Genomic DNA, 17,917 nt, shown 5'->3' with positions numbered 1-17,917 from the left:
TGCGCCGCATCACAAACCATCACCACTTACGCGTTTCCCGGCAACGCGAAAGCCCCGGCCCGCTCCCTGAATCAGGAGTGGACCGGGGCCGCCGGTTGGAGACTAGACGCTCGGAGCGATCTCCGGGATGCGCGGCTTGGCGTTGCCGGCAAACGTGAACTTGGCTTCGTCGCCGTCGCCTTCCACATCCACATCCACCACCACGATGTCGCCAGCATGGATCTCGCCGAACAGGATCTTCTCGGACAACTGGTCCTCGATCTCGCGCTGGATGGTGCGGCGCAACGGCCGGGCCCCCATCGCGGGATCGTAGCCACGGGTGGCGAGCAGGATCTTGGCCGCAGCCGTGAGCTCGATGCCCATGTCCTTGTCCTTGAGGCGCTTCTCCAGGCGGTTGACGAACAGGTCCACGATCTCGATGATCTCGTCCTGGGTCAGCTGCGGGAACACCACCACGTCATCCACACGGTTCAGGAACTCGGGGCGGAAGTGCTGCTTGAGCTCCTCCGTGACCCGGGCGCGCATCCGGTTGTAGCCGGTCTGCGTATCCGTGCCGGACTGGAAGCCGGTGGCCACGCTCTTGGAGATGTCGCGGGTACCAAGGTTGGTAGTCATGATGATCACCGTGTTCTTGAAGTCCACCACGCGGCCCTGCGAGTCAGTCAGGCGACCGTCTTCGAGGATCTGCAGGAGCGAGTTGAAGAGGTCGGCGTGCGCCTTCTCCACTTCGTCGAACAGGACCACGGAGAACGGACGACGCCGGACCTTCTCGGTCAGCTGGCCACCCTCCTCGTAGCCCACGTAGCCCGGAGGGGCACCGAAGAGCCGCGAAACGGTGTGCTTCTCGGAGTACTCGGACATGTCCAGGGTGATGAGGGCATCCTCTTCACCGAACAGGAATTCCGCCAACGCCTTGGCCAGTTCGGTCTTGCCGACGCCGGTGGGCCCGGCAAAGATGAACGAACCACCCGGACGCTTGGGGTCCTTGAGTCCGGCACGGGTACGGCGGATCGCCTGAGACAAGGCCTTGATGGCCTCGTTCTGGCCAACCACACGCTTGTGCAGCTCATCTTCCATCTTGAGCAGTCGCGAGGATTCTTCCTCGGTCAGCTTGAAGACCGGGATGCCGGTGGAGATCGCCAGCACTTCAGCGATGAGGTCTTCGTTTACCTCGGAGATCTCATCCATGCCGCCGGACTTCCAGTGGCGTTCCTTTTCGGAACGCTCGGTGATCATCTTCTGCTCCTTGTCACGGAGTGAAGCGGCACCCTCGAAGTCCTGGGCGTCAATCGCAGACTCTTTTTCCATCTTGAGTTCAGCGATGCGCTCGTCCATGGCCTTGAGCTCCGGCGGAGCGGTCATCCGGCGGATACGCAACCGCGCACCAGCTTCATCGATCAGGTCGATCGCCTTGTCCGGCAGGAAGCGGTCAGAGATGTAACGCTCGGCGAGGCTGGCAGCGGAGGCCAGGGCGCCGTCGGTAATCGTGACGCGGTGGTGCGCCTCGTACCGATCACGCAGGCCCTTGAGGATCTCAATGGCGTGCGCCACGGAGGGTTCCTTGACTTGGATCGGCTGGAACCTGCGCTCCAGCGCCGCGTCCTTCTCGATGTGCTTGCGGTACTCATCCAGCGTGGTGGCACCGATGGTCTGCAGCTCGCCGCGAGCCAGCATGGGCTTGAGGATCGAGGCAGCATCGATGGCACCTTCAGCGGCACCGGCACCCACCAGGGTGTGGATCTCGTCGATGAAGAGGATGATGTCGCCGCGGGTGCGGATTTCCTTGAGGACCTTCTTCAGCCGCTCTTCGAAGTCACCGCGGTAGCGTGAGCCGGCCACCAAGGAACCGAGGTCCAAGGTGTAGAGCTGCTTGTCCTTGATGGTCTCCGGAACGTCGCCGCGGACAATCGCCTGGGCGAGACCCTCGACGACGGCCGTCTTGCCGACGCCCGGCTCACCGATCAGGACCGGGTTGTTCTTGGTGCGGCGGGAGAGGATCTGCATGACGCGTTCCATCTCCTGCTCGCGGCCAATGACCGGGTCCAGCTTGTTCTCGCGGGCAGCCTGGGTCAGGTTGCGGCCGAACTGGTCCAGCACCACCGAACCGGCCGGAGTTCCTTCGGGCTGGCCCGGGCCGACGCCGGTGGTTTCCTTGCCCTGGTAGCCGGAGAGGAGCTGGATGACCTGCTGGCGGACCCGGTTGAGGTCGGCGCCAAGCTTGACCAGCACCTGGGCAGCTACACCTTCACCTTCCCGGATCAGGCCAAGCAGGATGTGCTCCGTGCCAATGTAGTTGTGGCCCAGCTGGAGTGCCTCGCGGAGCGACAGCTCCAGCACCTTCTTGGCGCGCGGCGTGAAGGGGATGTGACCGGACGGAGCCTGCTGGCCCTGGCCGATGATCTCCTGCACCTGCTCGCGAACGCCGTCGAGCGAAATGCTCAAAGACTCAAGAGCCTTGGCGGCAACGCCCTCACCTTCATGGATCAGACCCAAGAGGATGTGTTCGGTACCGATGTAATTGTGGTTCAGCATGCGTGCCTCTTCTTGGGCAAGCACCACTACGCGACGGGCACGGTCCGTAAATCGCTCAAACATTTCGCCACACTCCTAGCTACGACGTTCTTCGATGCTACGTGGCCAGCTACCCATTGGGGAGCGTGTTCGCCACAGGGGAAACCGCAGTGGTTTCTTCTGCGGATTCTGCGGGTCCGGCCGGACCCCGTAGCGCCTTCCCCGCGCGTGACCATCGCCGCGCCGCTCCTTGTCGTCGCCTTCCCGCACTGGGGATCTTGTGAGCAGGCCCCTTGCCGCAGTAATAGAAGTCAATGCCCGTCCTTGCAATAACGCATTCGTGCCCGCCACTTTAGCGGGGTCATTCTCGGACTTTCAGTTCAGCGTACTGGCTTAAACGCCGATGCCCTGCCCCACCAATCGGTGGGACAGAGCATCCAGACCTATCAAGGCAGAATCAGGAATTGGCCTTGTGGAAGGCTTCCTGAATTTCGGCTTGAATGCGGCCCCGGCTATTCACGGTGTAGCCGTTGTCGCGAGCCCACTGGCGAATCTGTGCAGAATCGTTGTTCCGACTGCCTGCCGTTGACTTCGCCCGGACAGTGCGGCCACCGGAAGCTTTGCGCCCAGCGTCGACATAACGCTGCAATACTTCACGCAGTTCGGCAGCATTCGCTGCCGAAAGGTCAATCTCGTAGCTTGCCCCATCAAGGGCAAACTTCACGTTCTCGTCTGCAGAGCCCCCATCCAGATCATCAACGAGGATGATGTTTACTTTCTGTGCCATTAAAGGACTTCCTAACGAGGGTTCGGATTTTCAGATAAGCGGATGTTTCCTAGAAAGTTTTACTCTCTTTAGGGGAACGCGTCAAAGCGCCTAAAGGTTCCGCCCTGATATCCCGCGCCACATCTTCAGCAATATCGGGGAAATTCAGGCGTCGTGGCTGGCGCTTCCCGCTTCGGATTCAGCCTGTGCGCGCGCTTCTGCCTGCCGCTCAGACTTGTCTGCATTGAAGATGGATTTCATGGCAAACCAAAAAATCAGCCCCACCACGATCGATGGCAGCAATACTGCTACATATTCCATGACTAGTTCCCTTCTGGTTTCAGCAATGGGAAGAGGATGGTTTCCCGGATTCCGGCACCGGTAAAGAGCATCACCAACCGGTCAATTCCCAGGCCAATTCCACCCATGGGCGGCGCCCCGTATTCGAGCGCCCGGAGGAAGTCCTCATCCAGGGCCATTGCCTCGTCATCGCCAGCAGCGGCGTTCCGGGACTGCTCGGTCAGCCGGTCCCGCTGGATAACCGGGTCGATCAGTTCCGAGAACGCGGTTCCCCGCTCCATGCCGCCAATGATCAAGTCCCACGCCTCGATCAACCGGCCGTCCTCACGGTGCGGCCGGGCCAAAGGCTGGGCGGAAGGCGGGTAGTCGTATACGAAGGTGGGGTTCAGTAGGGTGGGCTCAACAATCTCGCCGAAGAGTTCGATGACCAATTTCTCTGCACCCCATTTGGGGTCCACCTTGACCTCATGCTTGGCCGCAACGTCGCGCAGCACCTCCGCCGTGGTGTCCGGCGTGATGTCCTGCCCAACGGCGTCGGACAATCCCGGGTAAACGGCGAGCCAGGCCCAATCGCCGTCGAGGTTAATCTCACCGGCATCGGTCTGCAGGACGCGGCCGGCGCCCACGGAATCTGCGGCGTCGAGGATGATTTCCCGCATGCGCTCGGCCATCACGAACTGGTCTGCCCAGGCCTCATAGCATTCCAGCGTGGTGAATTCGGGGCTGTGTGTGGAGTCCACGCCCTCGTTGCGGAAGACGCGGCCCATGTCATAGACCCGATCGATGCCGCCCACAACGGCGCGCTTCAGGTAAAGCTCAGTGGCAATGCGCAGCGTCATTTTCTGGTCGAACGCGTTCATGTGCGTTTCGAACGGCCGCGCCTGGGCACCGCCGTGAACCAGCTGCAGGATGGGCGTTTCCACCTCCACATAGCGGCGCTTGAACAGCGTTTCGCGGACTGACCGCGTGATCGCGGCGCGGGTGTAAACCATCTCGCGCGCTTCGTCGCGGACCATCAGGTCCACGTAGCGCTGCCGGACGCGGGTCTCCTCGCTCAGTTCGGCGTGCAGCACGGGCAGCGGGCGCAGCGCCTTCGATGCCATGGACCACGACTCGGCCATGACCGACAGTTCGCCACGGCGCGAGGAAATCACCTCACCCTTAATGAAGACGTGGTCGCCCAGGTCAACCAAGGCCTTCCAATCGGCAAGCGCCTCCTCACCGATATTGGCAAGGCTGAGCATTGCCTGCAGCCTGGCGCCCTTGCCATCCGTGCCGCCCTCCTGCAGGGTGGCGAAGCAGAGCTTGCCGGTGTTCCTGACGAACACCACGCGACCGGTGACACCCACAGTGTCGCCCGTGGCGTCGTCGGCCTCCAGGTGTGCGTACTTTTCCCGGATTTCCGTCAGCGAATGCGTCCGCTCCACACCCACCGGATACGCCTCTGCGCCGCGCTCGATCAGCTTGGCGCGCTTCTCCATCCGGATCCGCATCTGTTCGCTGGCATCGATCGGCTCTGGGGCGTTCTTGGGCGCTGGGGTGTTTTGGGAAGTCACAATAGTCAAGTTTACCGGGACTTGGCCGCCGCAGGTTCTCCCGTGATGATAGGGGCTTCCGCCTAGGATAGTCAGGTGAAAGAACAGGAACTCGCCACCCACGACGGCGGCCGGTTGGCCTTATACAGCTACGGCACCGAAGACGCCCCGGGCGAGCGACGCATTGTGGTCATTGGTGGCGCCTTCCTGACCGCGCTGATCTACCGTCCCTTCTCCATCGCCCTCGCCAACGGCCTCGGTGACGGCTGGGCAGTGGACGTGTACGACCGTCGCGGCCGCGGCAGTTCCACCGAGCAGCCGCCCGGCTATTCCATGGAAACCGAGATCGCCGACGTGCGGACGGTTCTTGATGCCACCGGTGCCCGGAACATCCTGGGGCACAGCCTGGGCGGCTCAGTTGCGCTGAACGCCGTCACCGAGTTTGCCGGGTCCGCGTACGTGCCGGACAAGTTGGCCGTCTACGACGCCGCGATCAATATTGAGGGCAGCATCGACACCCACTGGCTGGACGGTTTCGAAGCTGCCGTCAATGACGGCAAGGTGGGACTCGCCCTGACCCACATGAAGCGCGCCCTCAACCCCAGCTCACCGCTGGCCCGCGTCCCGGAGCCCATCATGGTGGGCCTGATGGCGCTGGTCTCCAGAACCAAGGTCAACAAAGCCCTCCGTGAGGTAATGCCCAGCGCCGTGGGCGAACTGCGGGCGGCCTACAACGCTGCCGAGGATGAACGGGATTTTCGGCGCTTGCCGGCCACCACGCATTTCATGGCCGGCGGCAAGAGTCCCAGCTACTACCGGCTCACAGCGGAGAAGTTACACGGCTCGGTACCGGGCAGTACCTACCAAATTTCACCCAAAGGGTTCCACGGTTCCATCCCGGCTGCCGTGAAAGAGCTCGTCGTGGACATTTCCACGTACTTCAAGGGCTGATTGCCAGGATCCAGATCGTCGCCGTCAGGGTTGCTCGACTAGGCTTCGACCATGACGCGCGAGAACATCCCCACCCCCGACGGCGGCACACTGGAGCTCCTCTCCACCGGCACCGAACTGGCTGACGCCGGCTCCGGCGTCGTGGTGGTGGCGCCCTCGATGGTGACCGCTGCGGACTATACGAAATTCGCGCAGAAACTCAGCGCAGCCCTGGGCCGGCCCGTGCATACCTTCAACCGGCGCGGGCGTGGGGCGTCCTCGCCGCAGCCGGACGACTACACGCTGGATGTGGATATCCGCGACCTGGACACCGTCATGAAGCACACCAACAGCACGGACGTGTTTGGGCACAGCTTCGGCGGCGCGGTGGCCTTGCACGCGGCGCGGACGCTGCCGGTGGAGCGGCTGGCCGTCTACGACCCCGCCGTCTCCGTGAACCACAGTGTGAAGGCCGATTGGACGGCCGAATACGAGCGCGCCACGGCCGCTGGCGATGACGACCGCGCCCTGGCCGTGCTGCAGCGTGGGCTCGAAGCCGGCAGCAGCGTCTCCTCGCGGATGCCGCTGTCCATGTTGACCCTGGCGAACAAGCTCACGGCAGGCACCAGCGAGGGCAAGCAGCAACGCGAGCTGATGCGCACCGGTGTGCGGGAGATCAAGGCCATCATCGCCGCGGATATGCCCGCTGAGCCTTTCCTCGACCTGCCACTTGAGACCCTGATCGTGGTGGGCGAGAAGAGCCCGGCGTACTTCGGGGTGGCCTGCGGGCAGATCCATGATGTGCTGTCCGGCTCGAGCTACACTATCCTGCCGGGCATGGGGCACGACGGCGTGATCAAGGCGCCAGACCGCCTGATTGCTGAGCTGAGCGAGTTCTTCGCGGGGTAACCTCCTGCACGGACCCCTCCCAACTGAGTAGCGCTAAGTGCAGTTTTGAGGCGTCAAAACCGCAGTTAGCGCTACTCAGTTGGGTTAGTGGCCAGCGTGACCCGGCCCCGCGCCTTCCGTCTTACGCATCATCGCGGCAAGGACGACGGCGGCCAGGGCTATGACGGTTGCCGTCATGAAGGCGGCACTCATCCCCGCCACCAATCCGGACGTCGCGGACACCACCGAGAAGATCGACACCAGCAGCGCCGTGCCGGCCGCGCCAGCCACTTGCTGCGCGGTGCTCATGATCGCTGAACCGTGCGAGTACAGGTGCGGCGGCAGCGGGTTCAGGCCGGTGGTAAACGCCGGGGTGAACAACAGTGCCAGGCCGAAGCTCAGCAGCACGTGCAAGGTGACGATCCACCAGACTTCCGTGCCGCCGTCGAGCATGGAGAACTGCCACAGCGTCAGGACCATCAGGATCGAGCCGGTAACCGTCAACGGCAACGGCCCCACTTTGTCGAACAGGCGGCCAACGAACGGGCCCAGCAGCCCCATGGCCAGGCCGCCCGGCAGCAGCGCCAGCCCGGTTTCCAAAGAACCGAGGCCACGCACTTCCTGCAAGTACAGCGGCAACAGGATGACGGCACCAAACAACGCCATCATGGCCACCACCATCAGCAGCACAGAAACAGTGAACATGCGGATGTTGAAGGCGCGTAGGTCCAGCAGTGGCGCATCGGACTTCTGCAGCCCCACCTGGCGGAGCACAAACACCGTCAGGCTCGCCACGCCAACCACCAGGGCAACGATTGCTGCCACGCTGGGGCCGGCTTCGCCGCCATGGCCGCCGCCGACCTGGCTGAGGCCGTAGACCAAACCGCCGAAGGCCGGGACGGTGAGCAGAACAGAGATCAGGTCCAGCTTGGTCTTCTCGGATTCGCCCACATTGGTCAGGTACTTGGCTCCAATGGCGAATGCCAGCAGCGCCACCGGCAGGACGAAAACGAACATGAAACGCCAGCTGAAGTGCTCCAGGATGAGACCCGAGACGGTGGGGCCCATGGCCGGGGCCACCGAGATTGCGATGCTCACGTTGCCCATCACGGCACCTCGGCGGGACAGCGGCACGAGGGTCAGGATGGTGGTCATCAGGAGGGGCAACATGATGGCGGTGCCACTGGCCTGGATGATGCGGGCCAGCAACAGGATTTCGAAGCCCGGCGCCACGGCCGCCAGCGCAGTGCCAACGGAAAACAGGCCCATGGCCAGCATAAACACTGCCCTGGTGGACAGGGTCTGCAGAATGAACCCGGTGGTGGGAATGACCACTGCCATGGTCAGCATGAACCCAGTGGAGAGCCACTGCACAGTGGGTGCATCCACCTGCAGGTCCACCATGAGGCGCTGCAACGCCACGTTCATGATGGTTTCGTTGAGGATCACTACGAACGTGGCCACCAGCAACGTTGCAATGATGGTCACCGACTCGCGGGACATCTTGTCCGGCGCAGTGGATACGCCGCCCTCCGCTGGGGCAGGCTTGCCGCTGGCGTTGGGTGATACTTCGGTAGACATGGGTGTTCCCTTGAGGAAGTGATGAAAAATGGGTGCGCGGGAATCGCCGCTGCAGATGTCAACAGTTTACGGGGGCAACGCATTCCGCAACATCTACATCTTTCCAACAATGGCCTGAGCCATGAACCGTGGGGCGAGGACCTCGACGTGCCCGATCCGTTCGGCAACCGACTGATCTTCCACACGCCAAGGCGGTAACGCCGGTTAGGAACTCAGGGGCGCGTTATCGATCAAACGAACCGGGCCCACCCTGGCCGCGATCAGCGCCAAGGCCTCGCCGCGGAACGGGGTCTCGTGGCAGTTTTCGGCCAGTGGTTCAAGGGTTTCCGGGCTGACCACGTCGAAATAGTCCAGCTCCACCAGGGGTTGGGACGCCACCACGTCCCGCGCTGACTGAAGATCCAACGGCTGGCGGGCAGTGGCCCGCTCCACCAGGAGGCGAAGAGCCCGCGACAGCACCAAGGCGGCCTCGCGTTCCTCGTCCGAAAGGAACCGGTTACGGCTCGACAGCGCGAGGCCCTCAGCAGACCGGACCGTCGGCACGCCAACAATCTCCACCGGGAAGTTCAGGTCCGCCACCATCCGCCGGACCAACGCCAGCTGTTGGGCATCCTTCTGGCCAAAATATGCCCGATACGCAGGCTCGCCAAGTACCGGGACGGTATCTACCGGCAGGCCGGCTGCGGGCATTCCATAGTGCAGCAGCTTGGCCACCACGGTGAGGGCGCCGTCGAAGTGGCCCGGCCGGGAGGCGCCTTCCCACTTCTCGCCCAGTTGCCCCGATGTGACCCGCACCAGCGGCGCACCACCCGGGTACACCTCGTCCACCGACGGTGCGAACACCAAGTCCACCCCCTCAGCCTCAAGCAGGGCGGTGTCGGCGTCGAGGGTTCGCGGATATCGGTCCAGGTCAACGGCGTCGCCGAACTGGAGCGGGTTGACGAAGATGGACGCCACCACAACGTCGTTATGTTCGACGGCGGTCCTCGCCAACGTGGCGTGCCCTTCGTGGAGTGCCCCCATGGTGGGCACCAAGGCCTGGGAGGTGCCGTTCCTCCCGGCCAGCAAGGCGGCGCTGCTGGCGCGCAGCTCGGCCAGGGTGGTGACTACTTTGATGGCCATGGGTCAGTCCTCCGTGGGCTTCAGTGCCTGCTGCAGATTCTCTGCCTGGCCGGGCTTGAGCAGGCCGCGGGCCTCGGCGCGTTGGGCGGTGGCGCGCGCCATCGCCAGGTAAGCGGCAAGCACATCGCCGCCAGCGCCGCCGTCGAACTCCCGCAAAGCCTCTGTGTGGGCCCGGACGGTTCCCGCATCGCCGCGCGCCACCGGACCGGTGAGGGCACCTTCGCCGGATGCCAGCGCGTTCTCCAGCGTTGCCCGCAGCAGCGGTCCCAGCATGCGCTCGGGAAACTCAACCGCCACGTCACGAAGCAACTGCGAGGCCTGCGCCACCAGCGTCACCAGGTGGTTTGAACCGTGCGCCAAGGCCGCGTGATACAGGGCGCGGTCGGCCTCGGCGATGGCCACCGGCTCGGCGCCCATCTCCACCACCAGCGCCTGGGCGATGGGCAACATGGCCGCATCGGCGGTCACACCAAACGTGCAATCGAGCAAACGGGTCAGGTCCAGGCTCATCCCGGTAAACGTCATGGCGGGATGCAGCGCCAGCGGAATGGAGCCGGCAGCCCGGACCGGCCGGAGCACGCCCACGCCAAACCGGCCGGACGTATGGGCCACGAGCTGGCCCGGCTGCCACGCGCCCAGCTTGGCGAGACCGTCCACGAGTTCGGGCAGCGCATCATCCGGGACCGCGATCAACACCAGTTCGGCCCGCTCCACGATCTCCTGCACCTCAAGGATGGGGACACCCGGCAGGAGCGTCTCCGCACGTTCGCGGCTGGCCTCGGAGACCGCAGAAACCCCGACGACGGCGTGTTCGGCGCCGCGCAAGGCCGCACCAAGGACCGCCCCCACTTTGCCCGCGCCAATGATTCCGACGCCCAACCGGCCCGGCTTATTCATGACGAAGACCTTTCTGTTGCGGGTGCGATGCCTGCGGGGACTCAGGCGCCCCTGGTCCCTGAACCGCCGCAGCGGCCGGAAGCTCGGCATCCGGCGCGGCGGCCTGCATCCCGGCAGCGCCGCCGTCGAGCAGCTCTGCCGGCGCTACTTCCCGCAGCCATTGCTCGGTGGTCTGCCGCTTGCGGGCCAGTCGGGCACGTGCAGCCTGATCGTTGAACAGCGTCCGCGCCTGGTCCAGGTCTGCCTGGTAGAGCCGCGGCACCACCGGCCCGGGGGTGGTGTGCAGGACCAGGTCCGCCACGCCAAACCGGCGTGCCAGCGGCCCCTGGTGCAGGGCCATGGACTGGGTGCGCTGGTGCGGCACCAGCACCAACGCCCGCCACCAACGGCCCGCACGGATCAGCAGGGCGGTATCGGTGGCAGCGAACCCGTTCCGGCGCCACCCCAGAGGCGCCAGAAGGCGAGCCCTGCGCGGGGTGGTGACAAAACCGCCGTCGTCATCCAGCCCTGCCAGGCCGGCACCAAACACGCCGTGGGGATCGTCGGTTCCCGGATCGGGCAGCACCAGCGCCAGCATTGCCATGACGTCGTCGAGCTTCCCCACTGGAAGGACCGTGGTGCGCGTATTGGTCTCGCCGGCATTTTCGGCGCCGCCATAGCCCGCAACGTTGACCTGCATCCGGAACCAGCCAAAAATGCGCCAGAGTGGCGGCTGGCTGATCTTAAGGGCTTGGATCCGTCCCGGCGGGACAGTCTGCGCCTGGGTGTCGAGCAGGCCGTAGCGGAGCCGGATGCCGTCCGGGGAAATGGCGGCCGTGAAGTTGTAGCCCTTATTGAACAGACCCCAGTAGCTCGCCGCCATGCCCAGCGCGGCCGGGATCAGGTAGAAGAAAAAGGCGCGGTTGTCCGTCACCGCGGACAAAACCACCGCACCGATGCCACCCAGGACCACGCCCACGCTTGCCTCGCTGAGCAGCAAGGACCCCAGAAGGCGAGACGGCGGGACGGCCAGGACGCGATGTTCCGGCGCCTCGGGGATAGTGTCGGCGGGCGTCTCCGGACTGATCTCCACACCGGCGGCCCGTGCCAGGATCGTGGCGCGCAACTGCCGCGCGTCGCCAGCTTTCAGGTACGCCAACCGAACGGCGGATTCACCGGCGTCTGCCACCTCGAATTTGAGCTCCGCCAGGCCGAAGATGCGGGCCAGCAGGGGTTGGACAATGTCGATGGCCTGGACCCGGTCCAGCCGGGCCTGCCGGTTCTGCCGGAAAAGCCACCCGGAGTTGACCCGGACGTAGCCGCCGGAGACCTGGTATTTGGTGAAGAACCAGGTGAGGACAAACCCCACCACCACCATCACCAGGATGGCGCCGCCGCCGGCCAAGAGCCACGGCACCCGGGCTGCCACGCCGTCGTCGAACACGGGCCGGCCCTGCAGCAACCGTTCGAAAATGTCGCGGCCAAAGAAGAAGGCAATCGCCGCCAGCGCCACCCAGCCCCTGACGAACGGTGAGGCCGGATGCACGCGCAGCCACTCGTCGTCGGGCGCCTGCACTGCCGGGTCCGGAGCGTCGGCGCTCACAGGCCAGCCAGTCGCGCTTCGCCGCGGGCGGACAGCTGTTCGCGGAGCCGTGCACCCTCTGCCGTGGGCAGTCCGGGGATGTGCGCGCGGGTGGCGGGTGCGGCGGTGTGGAGTTTGAGGGTGCACAGGCCCAGCCCGCGCTCCACCGGCCCCACGCCGATGTCTACGTACTGCATCCGGCCGTACGGAACCGCCATGGTGCGCTGGAAAAAGATGCCGGTTCGGATGAGGAGGTCGTCGTCGCGCTCAGCGTAGCCAATGGCCCGGACCTGCCGCGGAATCAGCACCAGCCGCCACACCGCGGCCACCAGCCAGACCCCGGGGACGGCGATGGCCAGCCACAACGGCGGCCAGCGCCACCACCCCAGCAGGACGAAAATCAAGGGCAGGCTCAGCACCGCCACCGTGATCACGTTGGCCAAGGCCCACTGCACCAGCCGCACCGTGATGTATTTGGGGGATACCCGCTCCCAGGTGATGCCTGGTGGATCAATCGCCTCGGTACGCATATTCGCCTTCCCCCTGAGCTTCGCCGCGTGCTGTGCGGCCTGGTTTTCCGTCAATACCTTTGGTGTCGGTGTCTTCCGGCGGGATCCTGCAGAACCGCTCCACCAGCAAGCCCACAACAATCATGACCAGGCCACCACCAGCCATGATCAGCGCCAGCCAGGTGATGCCTTGATCGCTGCGCAGGCTCCAGAGGCGCAGTTGGTCAAGGAAAATCCCCACATGCCAGCCCAGCAGGACCGTACCGGCGTAGGCGCAGGCCTGGGCCAAGATCACCGTCCGGGCGGCCAACAGCGGGTCCAGCACTGTCTTCTTGGGGTGGCTGTTCCGCCATCGGAGCACCCTGATGCCCAGTACCAGAGTGATGGCCACGATGACGCCCATGGTGGCCAACGCCGTCAGCGGCAGCACCGGCGTGGCCAGGCTGTAACGGCCGGTCAGCATGGTGGCTACCCACCCGGCAACGGCCAGGACGAGCCCGATCAAGGCCAGGCGGAGCGGCTGAATGGGCTTCATCGCTCTGCCGCTCCCCCGATGGGCAGGCCGTCAAAATCGCCGAAACCATCAAAGGGCATCAGGTCACCGAAGTCCGCTGCGCGTGCGGCGAGTTCGCTGACGCGTTCGCCGGCAAGGGTGGCTGCCGGTTCGATCTGGGACCAGGGGAACAACACGAAGGCACGTTCCGCGGCTCGCGGGTGCGGCAGCGTCAGCACCGGATCGTCGCTGGTCAGATCGCCGTAGGTGATGACATCGACGTCCAGGGTGCGCGGTCCCCAGCGGACTTCCCGGACTCGATGGTGCTTGTTTTCCACCCACTGGCAGTGCCTGAGAAGTTCCATCGGCAGCAGTGTCGTCTCCACGGTGATGACCATGTTGAGGAAATCAGGCTGGTTGGCCGGACCGCCCACCGCCTTGGTCTGGACCAGCGGAGACACCGCAAGGATGCGGATCTCGGGCGGGTCCACCAGGTCAGCTACTGCCGAGGACAGGGTGTCGTTCCGCTCCCCCAAGTTGCTGCCGAGCGCCAGTACCGCTTTGACGTAAACGGCGTTCATGCTGGCGCCTTGGTCCGGTGCACCGAGACGGCCACATCACCGAAGGGAACTTCGATGGGCGCCTTCGGCTTATGCACTGTGATGTCCACCGCTGCGAGCGGAAATTCGGCCAGCAGGCTCTCCGCGATCCGGACCGCAAGGGCCTCGATCAGGTTCACCGGTTCACCCACAATCCAGTCCGTGATGCGCTGGGCCACCTCGCCGTAATGGGCCGTGTCCAGGACATCGTCCGACGCGGCCGCAGCACTGAAATCCAGGTACAGGACGGCGTCCACCACAAAGGGTTGGCCTTCCCTACGTTCAAAGTCAAAGACACCGTGATGCCCGACGGCGGTCACCCCGGCCAGCGTAATCCTGTCCATGGGCGTCACTCGCTGGGCGGCTGCGGCGCGGCAAGGCGCGCGGCGACCTTGACGGCGTCAAGGCTGGACCCGACGTCGTGCACGCGCACTGCCCACGCACCGCGCGCGGCGCTGATGGCGGTGATCGCTGCGGTGCCGGCGTCTCGTTCTTCCGGGGCTGCAGCCTTGCCAGCCACTGTGAGCAACGTGCCCAGGAAGCGCTTGCGGGAGGCAGCAACCAGGACTTTGTGCCCCAACGAATCGAGCTTGCTGAGGTTGGCGAGAAGTTCCCAGTTCTGGGCGTCGTTCTTGGCGAAGCCCAGGCCCGGGTCAACGATGATCTGCTCTGGGTCGACGCCAGCGGCCAGCAACTTGTCCCGCACGCCAGCAAGCTCGGCAACAACTTCGCCGGCTACGTCGGCATATTCGGCCAAGGAATCCATGCTGCGGGCGTCGCCCCGGCGGTGGGTGAGGATATACGGAACCTTGGACGACGCCACCAGATCCACCATTTCGGGTTCGATGGTGAGGCCGGAAACGTCATTGATGATCGCGGCGCCGGCCTTCAACGCTGCAGCTGCCGTGGCGGCATGCGTGGTGTCGACGCTGACCAGGGCACCGGCTTTGACCAGCGCTTCGATGACCGGCAGGACCCTACGCTGCTCTTCGTCCGGGGCCACGTCTTCAGCACCCGGGCGGGTGGATTCGCCGCCGACGTCCACGATGTCCGCGCCAGCGTAAAACATCCGCAAGCCGGCGGCGATGGCGGTGTCGGCGGTCACGTGCTTGCCGCCGTCGCTGAACGAATCGGGGGTGACGTTCAAGATGCCCATGACCAGCGTGCGGTCGGTGGGCAGGTCCGCGAACGCGGCTGCCTTCCGGGGCTTGCGCAGGATGGGCAAGGGCGAGGTGGCGGGCCCGGTTCCGGGCGCTGCGGCGAGAGAATCCATGGGGTTACCTTCCGAGAATGAGGCTCATGGCTTCGGCGCGGGTGGCCGGGTCATGAAGCTGCCCGCGGACCGCACTGGTGACGGTCTTCGCTCCGGGCTTGCGGACACCGCGCATGGACATGCACATGTGCTCGCATTCAACGACGACGATCGCACCACGCGGCTTGAGGTGGCGGACCAGCGCTTCGACGATTTCGGTGGTGAGGCGTTCCTGCACCTGGGGACGGCGGGCATAAATGTCGACCAGCCGGGCCAGCTTGCTCAGCCCGGTGACCTTGCCCTCGTGGGAAGGGATGTAGCCAACGTGCGCCACGCCGTGGAAAGGAACCAGGTGGTGTTCGCAGGTGGAATAGAAGGGGATGTCCTTGACCAGGACCAGTTCTTCGTGGTCCAGGTCGAAGGTGGTGGACAGGACGTCTGCGGGATCCTGGTGCAGGCCGGCAAACACCTCCGCGTACGCTTTGGCCACCCGTTTGGGGGTGTCGAGCAGGCCGCCCCGGTCCGGGTCCTCGCCAATGGCGAGGAGGATTTCGCGGACCGCCGCCTCAATCCGTGGGCGGTCTACTTTGTTACCTGGCTGGCCAGCCGGCCCCCCGTCCGCCGGGAAGGCGGACAGGGGATAGGCGTCGTCATCGTCGAAGGAAGTCACAGCAGAAGCTTAGCTGGGCAGGCCGTCCGAAGGGTTACCGGCAGTCCCACCCTGGAAGGCGCCGGTGTCACCAATGCCCTGCGGATGCGGCGGCTGGGTGTCCAGCGGCTCGTCCAGGCGGGCCTCCTTGGCTTCCTCCTGCGCCTCACGCTCGGCGCGTTCCCGGCGGGACTCCACCGGTCCAGCTTCCTGGACCGGCCGGGAATCCTTGGAAAGCCAGATCTGCCGGAAATCGCTCTTCCGGACATCCGTGAAGATCTCCGCCACTTCAGCCTGGTTCAGAGTCTCGCGTTCGAGGAGCTCGACAGCGAGACGGTCCAGGACGTCGCGGTTTTCGATGAGGATGGCGTAAGCCTCATCATGGGCCTGATCGATCAGCCGGCGGACTTCCTCATCGATGATGAAGGCGACTTGATCCGAGTAGCCTCGATCGCTGCCGCTGTCACGGCCCATGAAGGGCTCGCCGGCGCCTTGGCCGAGTTTGACCGCACCAATCCGCTCGCTCATGCCATATTCGGTGACCATCTTGCGGGCCGTGGCTGTGGCTTTTTCGATGTCGTTCGACGCCCCGGTGGACGGGTCATGGAAGACAATCTCCTCCGCGACACGGCCGCCCATGGCGTACGCCATCTGGTCGAGGAGTTCATTGCGGGTTACGGAGTACTTGTCGTTGTCCGGCACCACCATGGTGTAGCCCAAGGCACGGCCGCGGGGCAGGATGGTGATCTTGGTGACCGGGGCCGAGTTGCGCAGCGCACCGGCTACGAGGGCATGTCCACCCTCGTGGTAAGCGGTGATCTTGCGCTCGTGTTCCTTCATGACGCGGCTGCGCTTCTGCGGACCGGCCATGACTCGGTCGATAGCCTCGTCCAAGGCCCGATCATCGATCAGGTTGGCGTTGGAGCGGGCAGTCAGCAGTGCTGCCTCATTGAGGACGTTAGCCAGATCCGCGCCTGTGTAACCGGGCGTCTTTTTCGCGACGCCCTTGAGGTCCACTCCGGGTGCCATGGGCTTGCCCTTGGAGTGGACGCTGAGGATCTGTTCGCGGCCGATCAGGTCCGGCGCCTCGACGGAGATCTGCCGGTCGAACCGTCCTGGGCGGAGCAGCGCTGGGTCCAAGACGTCCGGGCGGTTGGTCGCCGCGATGAGGATGACGTTGGTTTTGACGTCGAAGCCGTCCATTTCAACCAGCAGCTGGTTGAGGGTCTGCTCGCGTTCATCGTTACCGCCGCCAATACCCGCGCCACGGTGCCGGCCCACGGCGTCGATCTCGTCAACAAAGATGATGGCCGGGGAGTTGGCCTTGGCCTGCTCAAAGAGGTCGCGGACACGGGAAGCGCCAACGCCCACAAACATTTCCACGAAGTCGGAGCCGGAGATGGAGAAGAAAGGCACGCCGGCTTCGCCGGCTACAGCACGGGCCAAGAGGGTCTTACCCGTGCCTGGCGGGCCATACAGCAGGACGCCCTTGGGGATCTTGGCGCCAACAGCCTGGAATTTGGCGGGTTCCTGCAGGAATTCCTTGATTTCCTGCAGCTCTTCCACCGCTTCGTCGGAGCCGGCAACATCGGCGAACGTCACCTGTGGCATGTCCTTGCTGACCATCTTGGCCTTGGACTTGCCAAACTGCATGATCTTGGACCCGCCACCCTGCATCCGGGTCATCAGGAACCAGAAAAGCGCACCGAACAGGAGAACCGGGATCAGGAGAGACAGCAGCCCGGAGAACCAGTTACTCTCCACGGGCTGGTCGGTGTAACCACCAGCAGGCTCCGCGGCATTGACGGCTTTGACCACGTCCGCTGCGCGGGCATCCACAAAGTAGAACTGGACGCTCTTGCCCTTGTCCTGGCCATCAAGCTGAAGGTCATCCTTCAGGGTCAGGTCCACCCGGTTTTCGGCGTCATAGATCTTTGCCTGCTCCACGTTGGTACCGGCGAGGAGCTTCAGGCCCTCGTTGGTATCAATCCGCGAGGCACCGCCGGGACTGATCAAGGCAAAAGCCGTGAAGAGCATGACGACCACCAGAATGATCCATATGGCCGGGCCCTTGAAGAGGTTCTTTGCTTTCATCTGTTCGGGGGCTGGCCCCGTCCCTTCCGGTAGTGCTGCACGCCGAATGTTTCGCACGTGATGGTGCTGAGTCAGCTTCTAGCTATACACCGTCCGCAGTAATTCACGCGCGATCACAGGCAAAAGTTCCCTCTGGGCGTAGCGGGGAGAGGGTCAGGGGACCGTCGAATACGGCGTGGGACAGGGACGTGTTCCCGCACCCGTATAGGTACCACTGGCCTCTATCGCTG

17 protein-coding genes are annotated in these 17,917 nt (G+C 64.4%); 2 read left to right on the top strand and 15 right to left on the bottom strand.

Annotated elements, in window-relative coordinates:
• Positions 1-102 precede the first annotated feature (102 nt).
• The 4 genes from PSET11_RS00950 to lysS all read right to left on the bottom strand — a co-directional run bounded on the left by PSET11_RS00950 (position 103) and on the right by lysS (position 5,133).
• The gene (locus PSET11_RS00950; protein ID WP_124089858.1) at positions 103-2,595 is read right to left on the bottom strand and encodes an ATP-dependent Clp protease ATP-binding subunit; all 2,493 of its coding nucleotides are present in this window, start codon (positions 2,593-2,595) and stop codon (positions 103-105) included.
• A 373-nt stretch (positions 2,596-2,968) separates the two neighbouring features.
• Entirely contained in the window at positions 2,969-3,298 is a 330-nt protein-coding gene (locus PSET11_RS00945; RefSeq protein ID WP_124089856.1) for a histone-like nucleoid-structuring protein Lsr2, read from the bottom strand.
• Positions 3,299-3,442: 144 nt separating this feature from the next.
• Positions 3,443-3,598, bottom strand: coding sequence for a hypothetical protein (locus tag PSET11_RS16710; protein ID WP_203415861.1), 156 nt, complete (start codon positions 3,596-3,598; stop codon positions 3,443-3,445).
• Between the two features lie 2 nt (positions 3,599-3,600).
• Positions 3,601-5,133: a lysine--tRNA ligase gene (lysS, locus tag PSET11_RS00940; protein WP_124089854.1), complete on the bottom strand. Its 1,533-nt coding sequence runs from the start codon at positions 5,131-5,133 to the stop codon at positions 3,601-3,603.
• A 75-nt stretch (positions 5,134-5,208) separates the two neighbouring features.
• Between lysS and PSET11_RS00935 the strand changes: the two genes are divergently transcribed.
• Together PSET11_RS00935 and PSET11_RS00930 are read left to right on the top strand one after the other, a co-directional pair.
• The gene (locus tag PSET11_RS00935; protein WP_124089852.1) at positions 5,209-6,063 is read left to right on the top strand and encodes an alpha/beta fold hydrolase; all 855 of its coding nucleotides are present in this window, start codon (positions 5,209-5,211) and stop codon (positions 6,061-6,063) included.
• Between the two features lie 51 nt (positions 6,064-6,114).
• Entirely contained in the window at positions 6,115-6,951 is an 837-nt protein-coding gene (locus PSET11_RS00930) for an alpha/beta fold hydrolase (protein ID WP_124089850.1), read from the top strand.
• 84 nt (positions 6,952-7,035) lie between these two features.
• On the opposite strand, the gene PSET11_RS00925 is transcribed toward PSET11_RS00930, so the two are convergent.
• The 11 genes from PSET11_RS00925 to ftsH all read right to left on the bottom strand — a co-directional run bounded on the left by PSET11_RS00925 (position 7,036) and on the right by ftsH (position 17,687).
• Positions 7,036-8,511, bottom strand: coding sequence for an MDR family MFS transporter (locus PSET11_RS00925; RefSeq protein WP_124089847.1), 1,476 nt, complete (start codon positions 8,509-8,511; stop codon positions 7,036-7,038).
• Between the two features lie 204 nt (positions 8,512-8,715).
• Positions 8,716-9,633: a pantoate--beta-alanine ligase gene (gene panC / locus PSET11_RS00920; RefSeq protein WP_124089845.1), complete on the bottom strand. Its 918-nt coding sequence runs from the start codon at positions 9,631-9,633 to the stop codon at positions 8,716-8,718.
• 3 nt (positions 9,634-9,636) lie between these two features.
• Entirely contained in the window at positions 9,637-10,530 is an 894-nt protein-coding gene (locus PSET11_RS00915; protein ID WP_124089843.1) for a Rossmann-like and DUF2520 domain-containing protein, read from the bottom strand.
• Positions 10,523-12,112, bottom strand: coding sequence for a PH domain-containing protein (locus PSET11_RS00910; protein WP_124089841.1), 1,590 nt, complete (start codon positions 12,110-12,112; stop codon positions 10,523-10,525). Before PSET11_RS00910 ends, PSET11_RS00915 begins: the two co-directional genes overlap by 8 nt.
• Positions 12,109-12,621: a PH domain-containing protein gene (locus tag PSET11_RS00905; RefSeq protein ID WP_124089839.1), complete on the bottom strand. Its 513-nt coding sequence runs from the start codon at positions 12,619-12,621 to the stop codon at positions 12,109-12,111. Before PSET11_RS00905 ends, PSET11_RS00910 begins: the two co-directional genes overlap by 4 nt.
• Positions 12,602-13,135 (bottom strand): DUF3180 domain-containing protein, encoded by a 534-nt coding sequence (locus PSET11_RS00900; protein ID WP_124089837.1) that lies wholly within the window; start codon positions 13,133-13,135, stop codon positions 12,602-12,604. The genes PSET11_RS00905 and PSET11_RS00900 overlap by 20 nt, the downstream gene beginning before the upstream one ends.
• Positions 13,132-13,674 carry a 2-amino-4-hydroxy-6-hydroxymethyldihydropteridine diphosphokinase gene (gene folK / locus PSET11_RS00895; protein WP_124089834.1) on the bottom strand — a complete coding sequence of 181 codons (543 nt, stop codon included), beginning with the start codon at positions 13,672-13,674 and terminating at the stop codon, positions 13,132-13,134. The genes PSET11_RS00900 and folK overlap by 4 nt, the downstream gene beginning before the upstream one ends.
• Positions 13,671-14,036: a dihydroneopterin aldolase gene (gene folB, locus PSET11_RS00890; protein ID WP_124089832.1), complete on the bottom strand. Its 366-nt coding sequence runs from the start codon at positions 14,034-14,036 to the stop codon at positions 13,671-13,673. Before folB ends, folK begins: the two co-directional genes overlap by 4 nt.
• A gap of 5 nt (positions 14,037-14,041) precedes the next feature.
• Complete coding sequence (folP, locus tag PSET11_RS00885) at positions 14,042-14,965, bottom strand: dihydropteroate synthase (RefSeq protein WP_124089830.1); 924 nt, start codon at positions 14,963-14,965, stop codon at positions 14,042-14,044.
• 4 nt (positions 14,966-14,969) lie between these two features.
• Positions 14,970-15,614 (bottom strand): GTP cyclohydrolase I FolE, encoded by a 645-nt coding sequence (gene folE / locus PSET11_RS00880; RefSeq protein ID WP_124089828.1) that lies wholly within the window; start codon positions 15,612-15,614, stop codon positions 14,970-14,972.
• 9 nt (positions 15,615-15,623) lie between these two features.
• Positions 15,624-17,687 (bottom strand): ATP-dependent zinc metalloprotease FtsH, encoded by a 2,064-nt coding sequence (gene ftsH, locus PSET11_RS00875; RefSeq protein ID WP_124089826.1) that lies wholly within the window; start codon positions 17,685-17,687, stop codon positions 15,624-15,626.
• Between the last annotated feature and the right edge of the window lie 230 nt (positions 17,688-17,917).

Origin of the sequence: Arthrobacter ulcerisalmonis, assembly GCF_900609065.1 — a bacterium.
GTDB classification, from domain to species: Bacteria; Actinomycetota; Actinomycetes; order Actinomycetales; family Micrococcaceae; genus Arthrobacter; species Arthrobacter ulcerisalmonis.
Note: the sequence above shows the minus strand (reverse complement) of the source record. Positions and strands in the feature narration are given on the sequence as shown.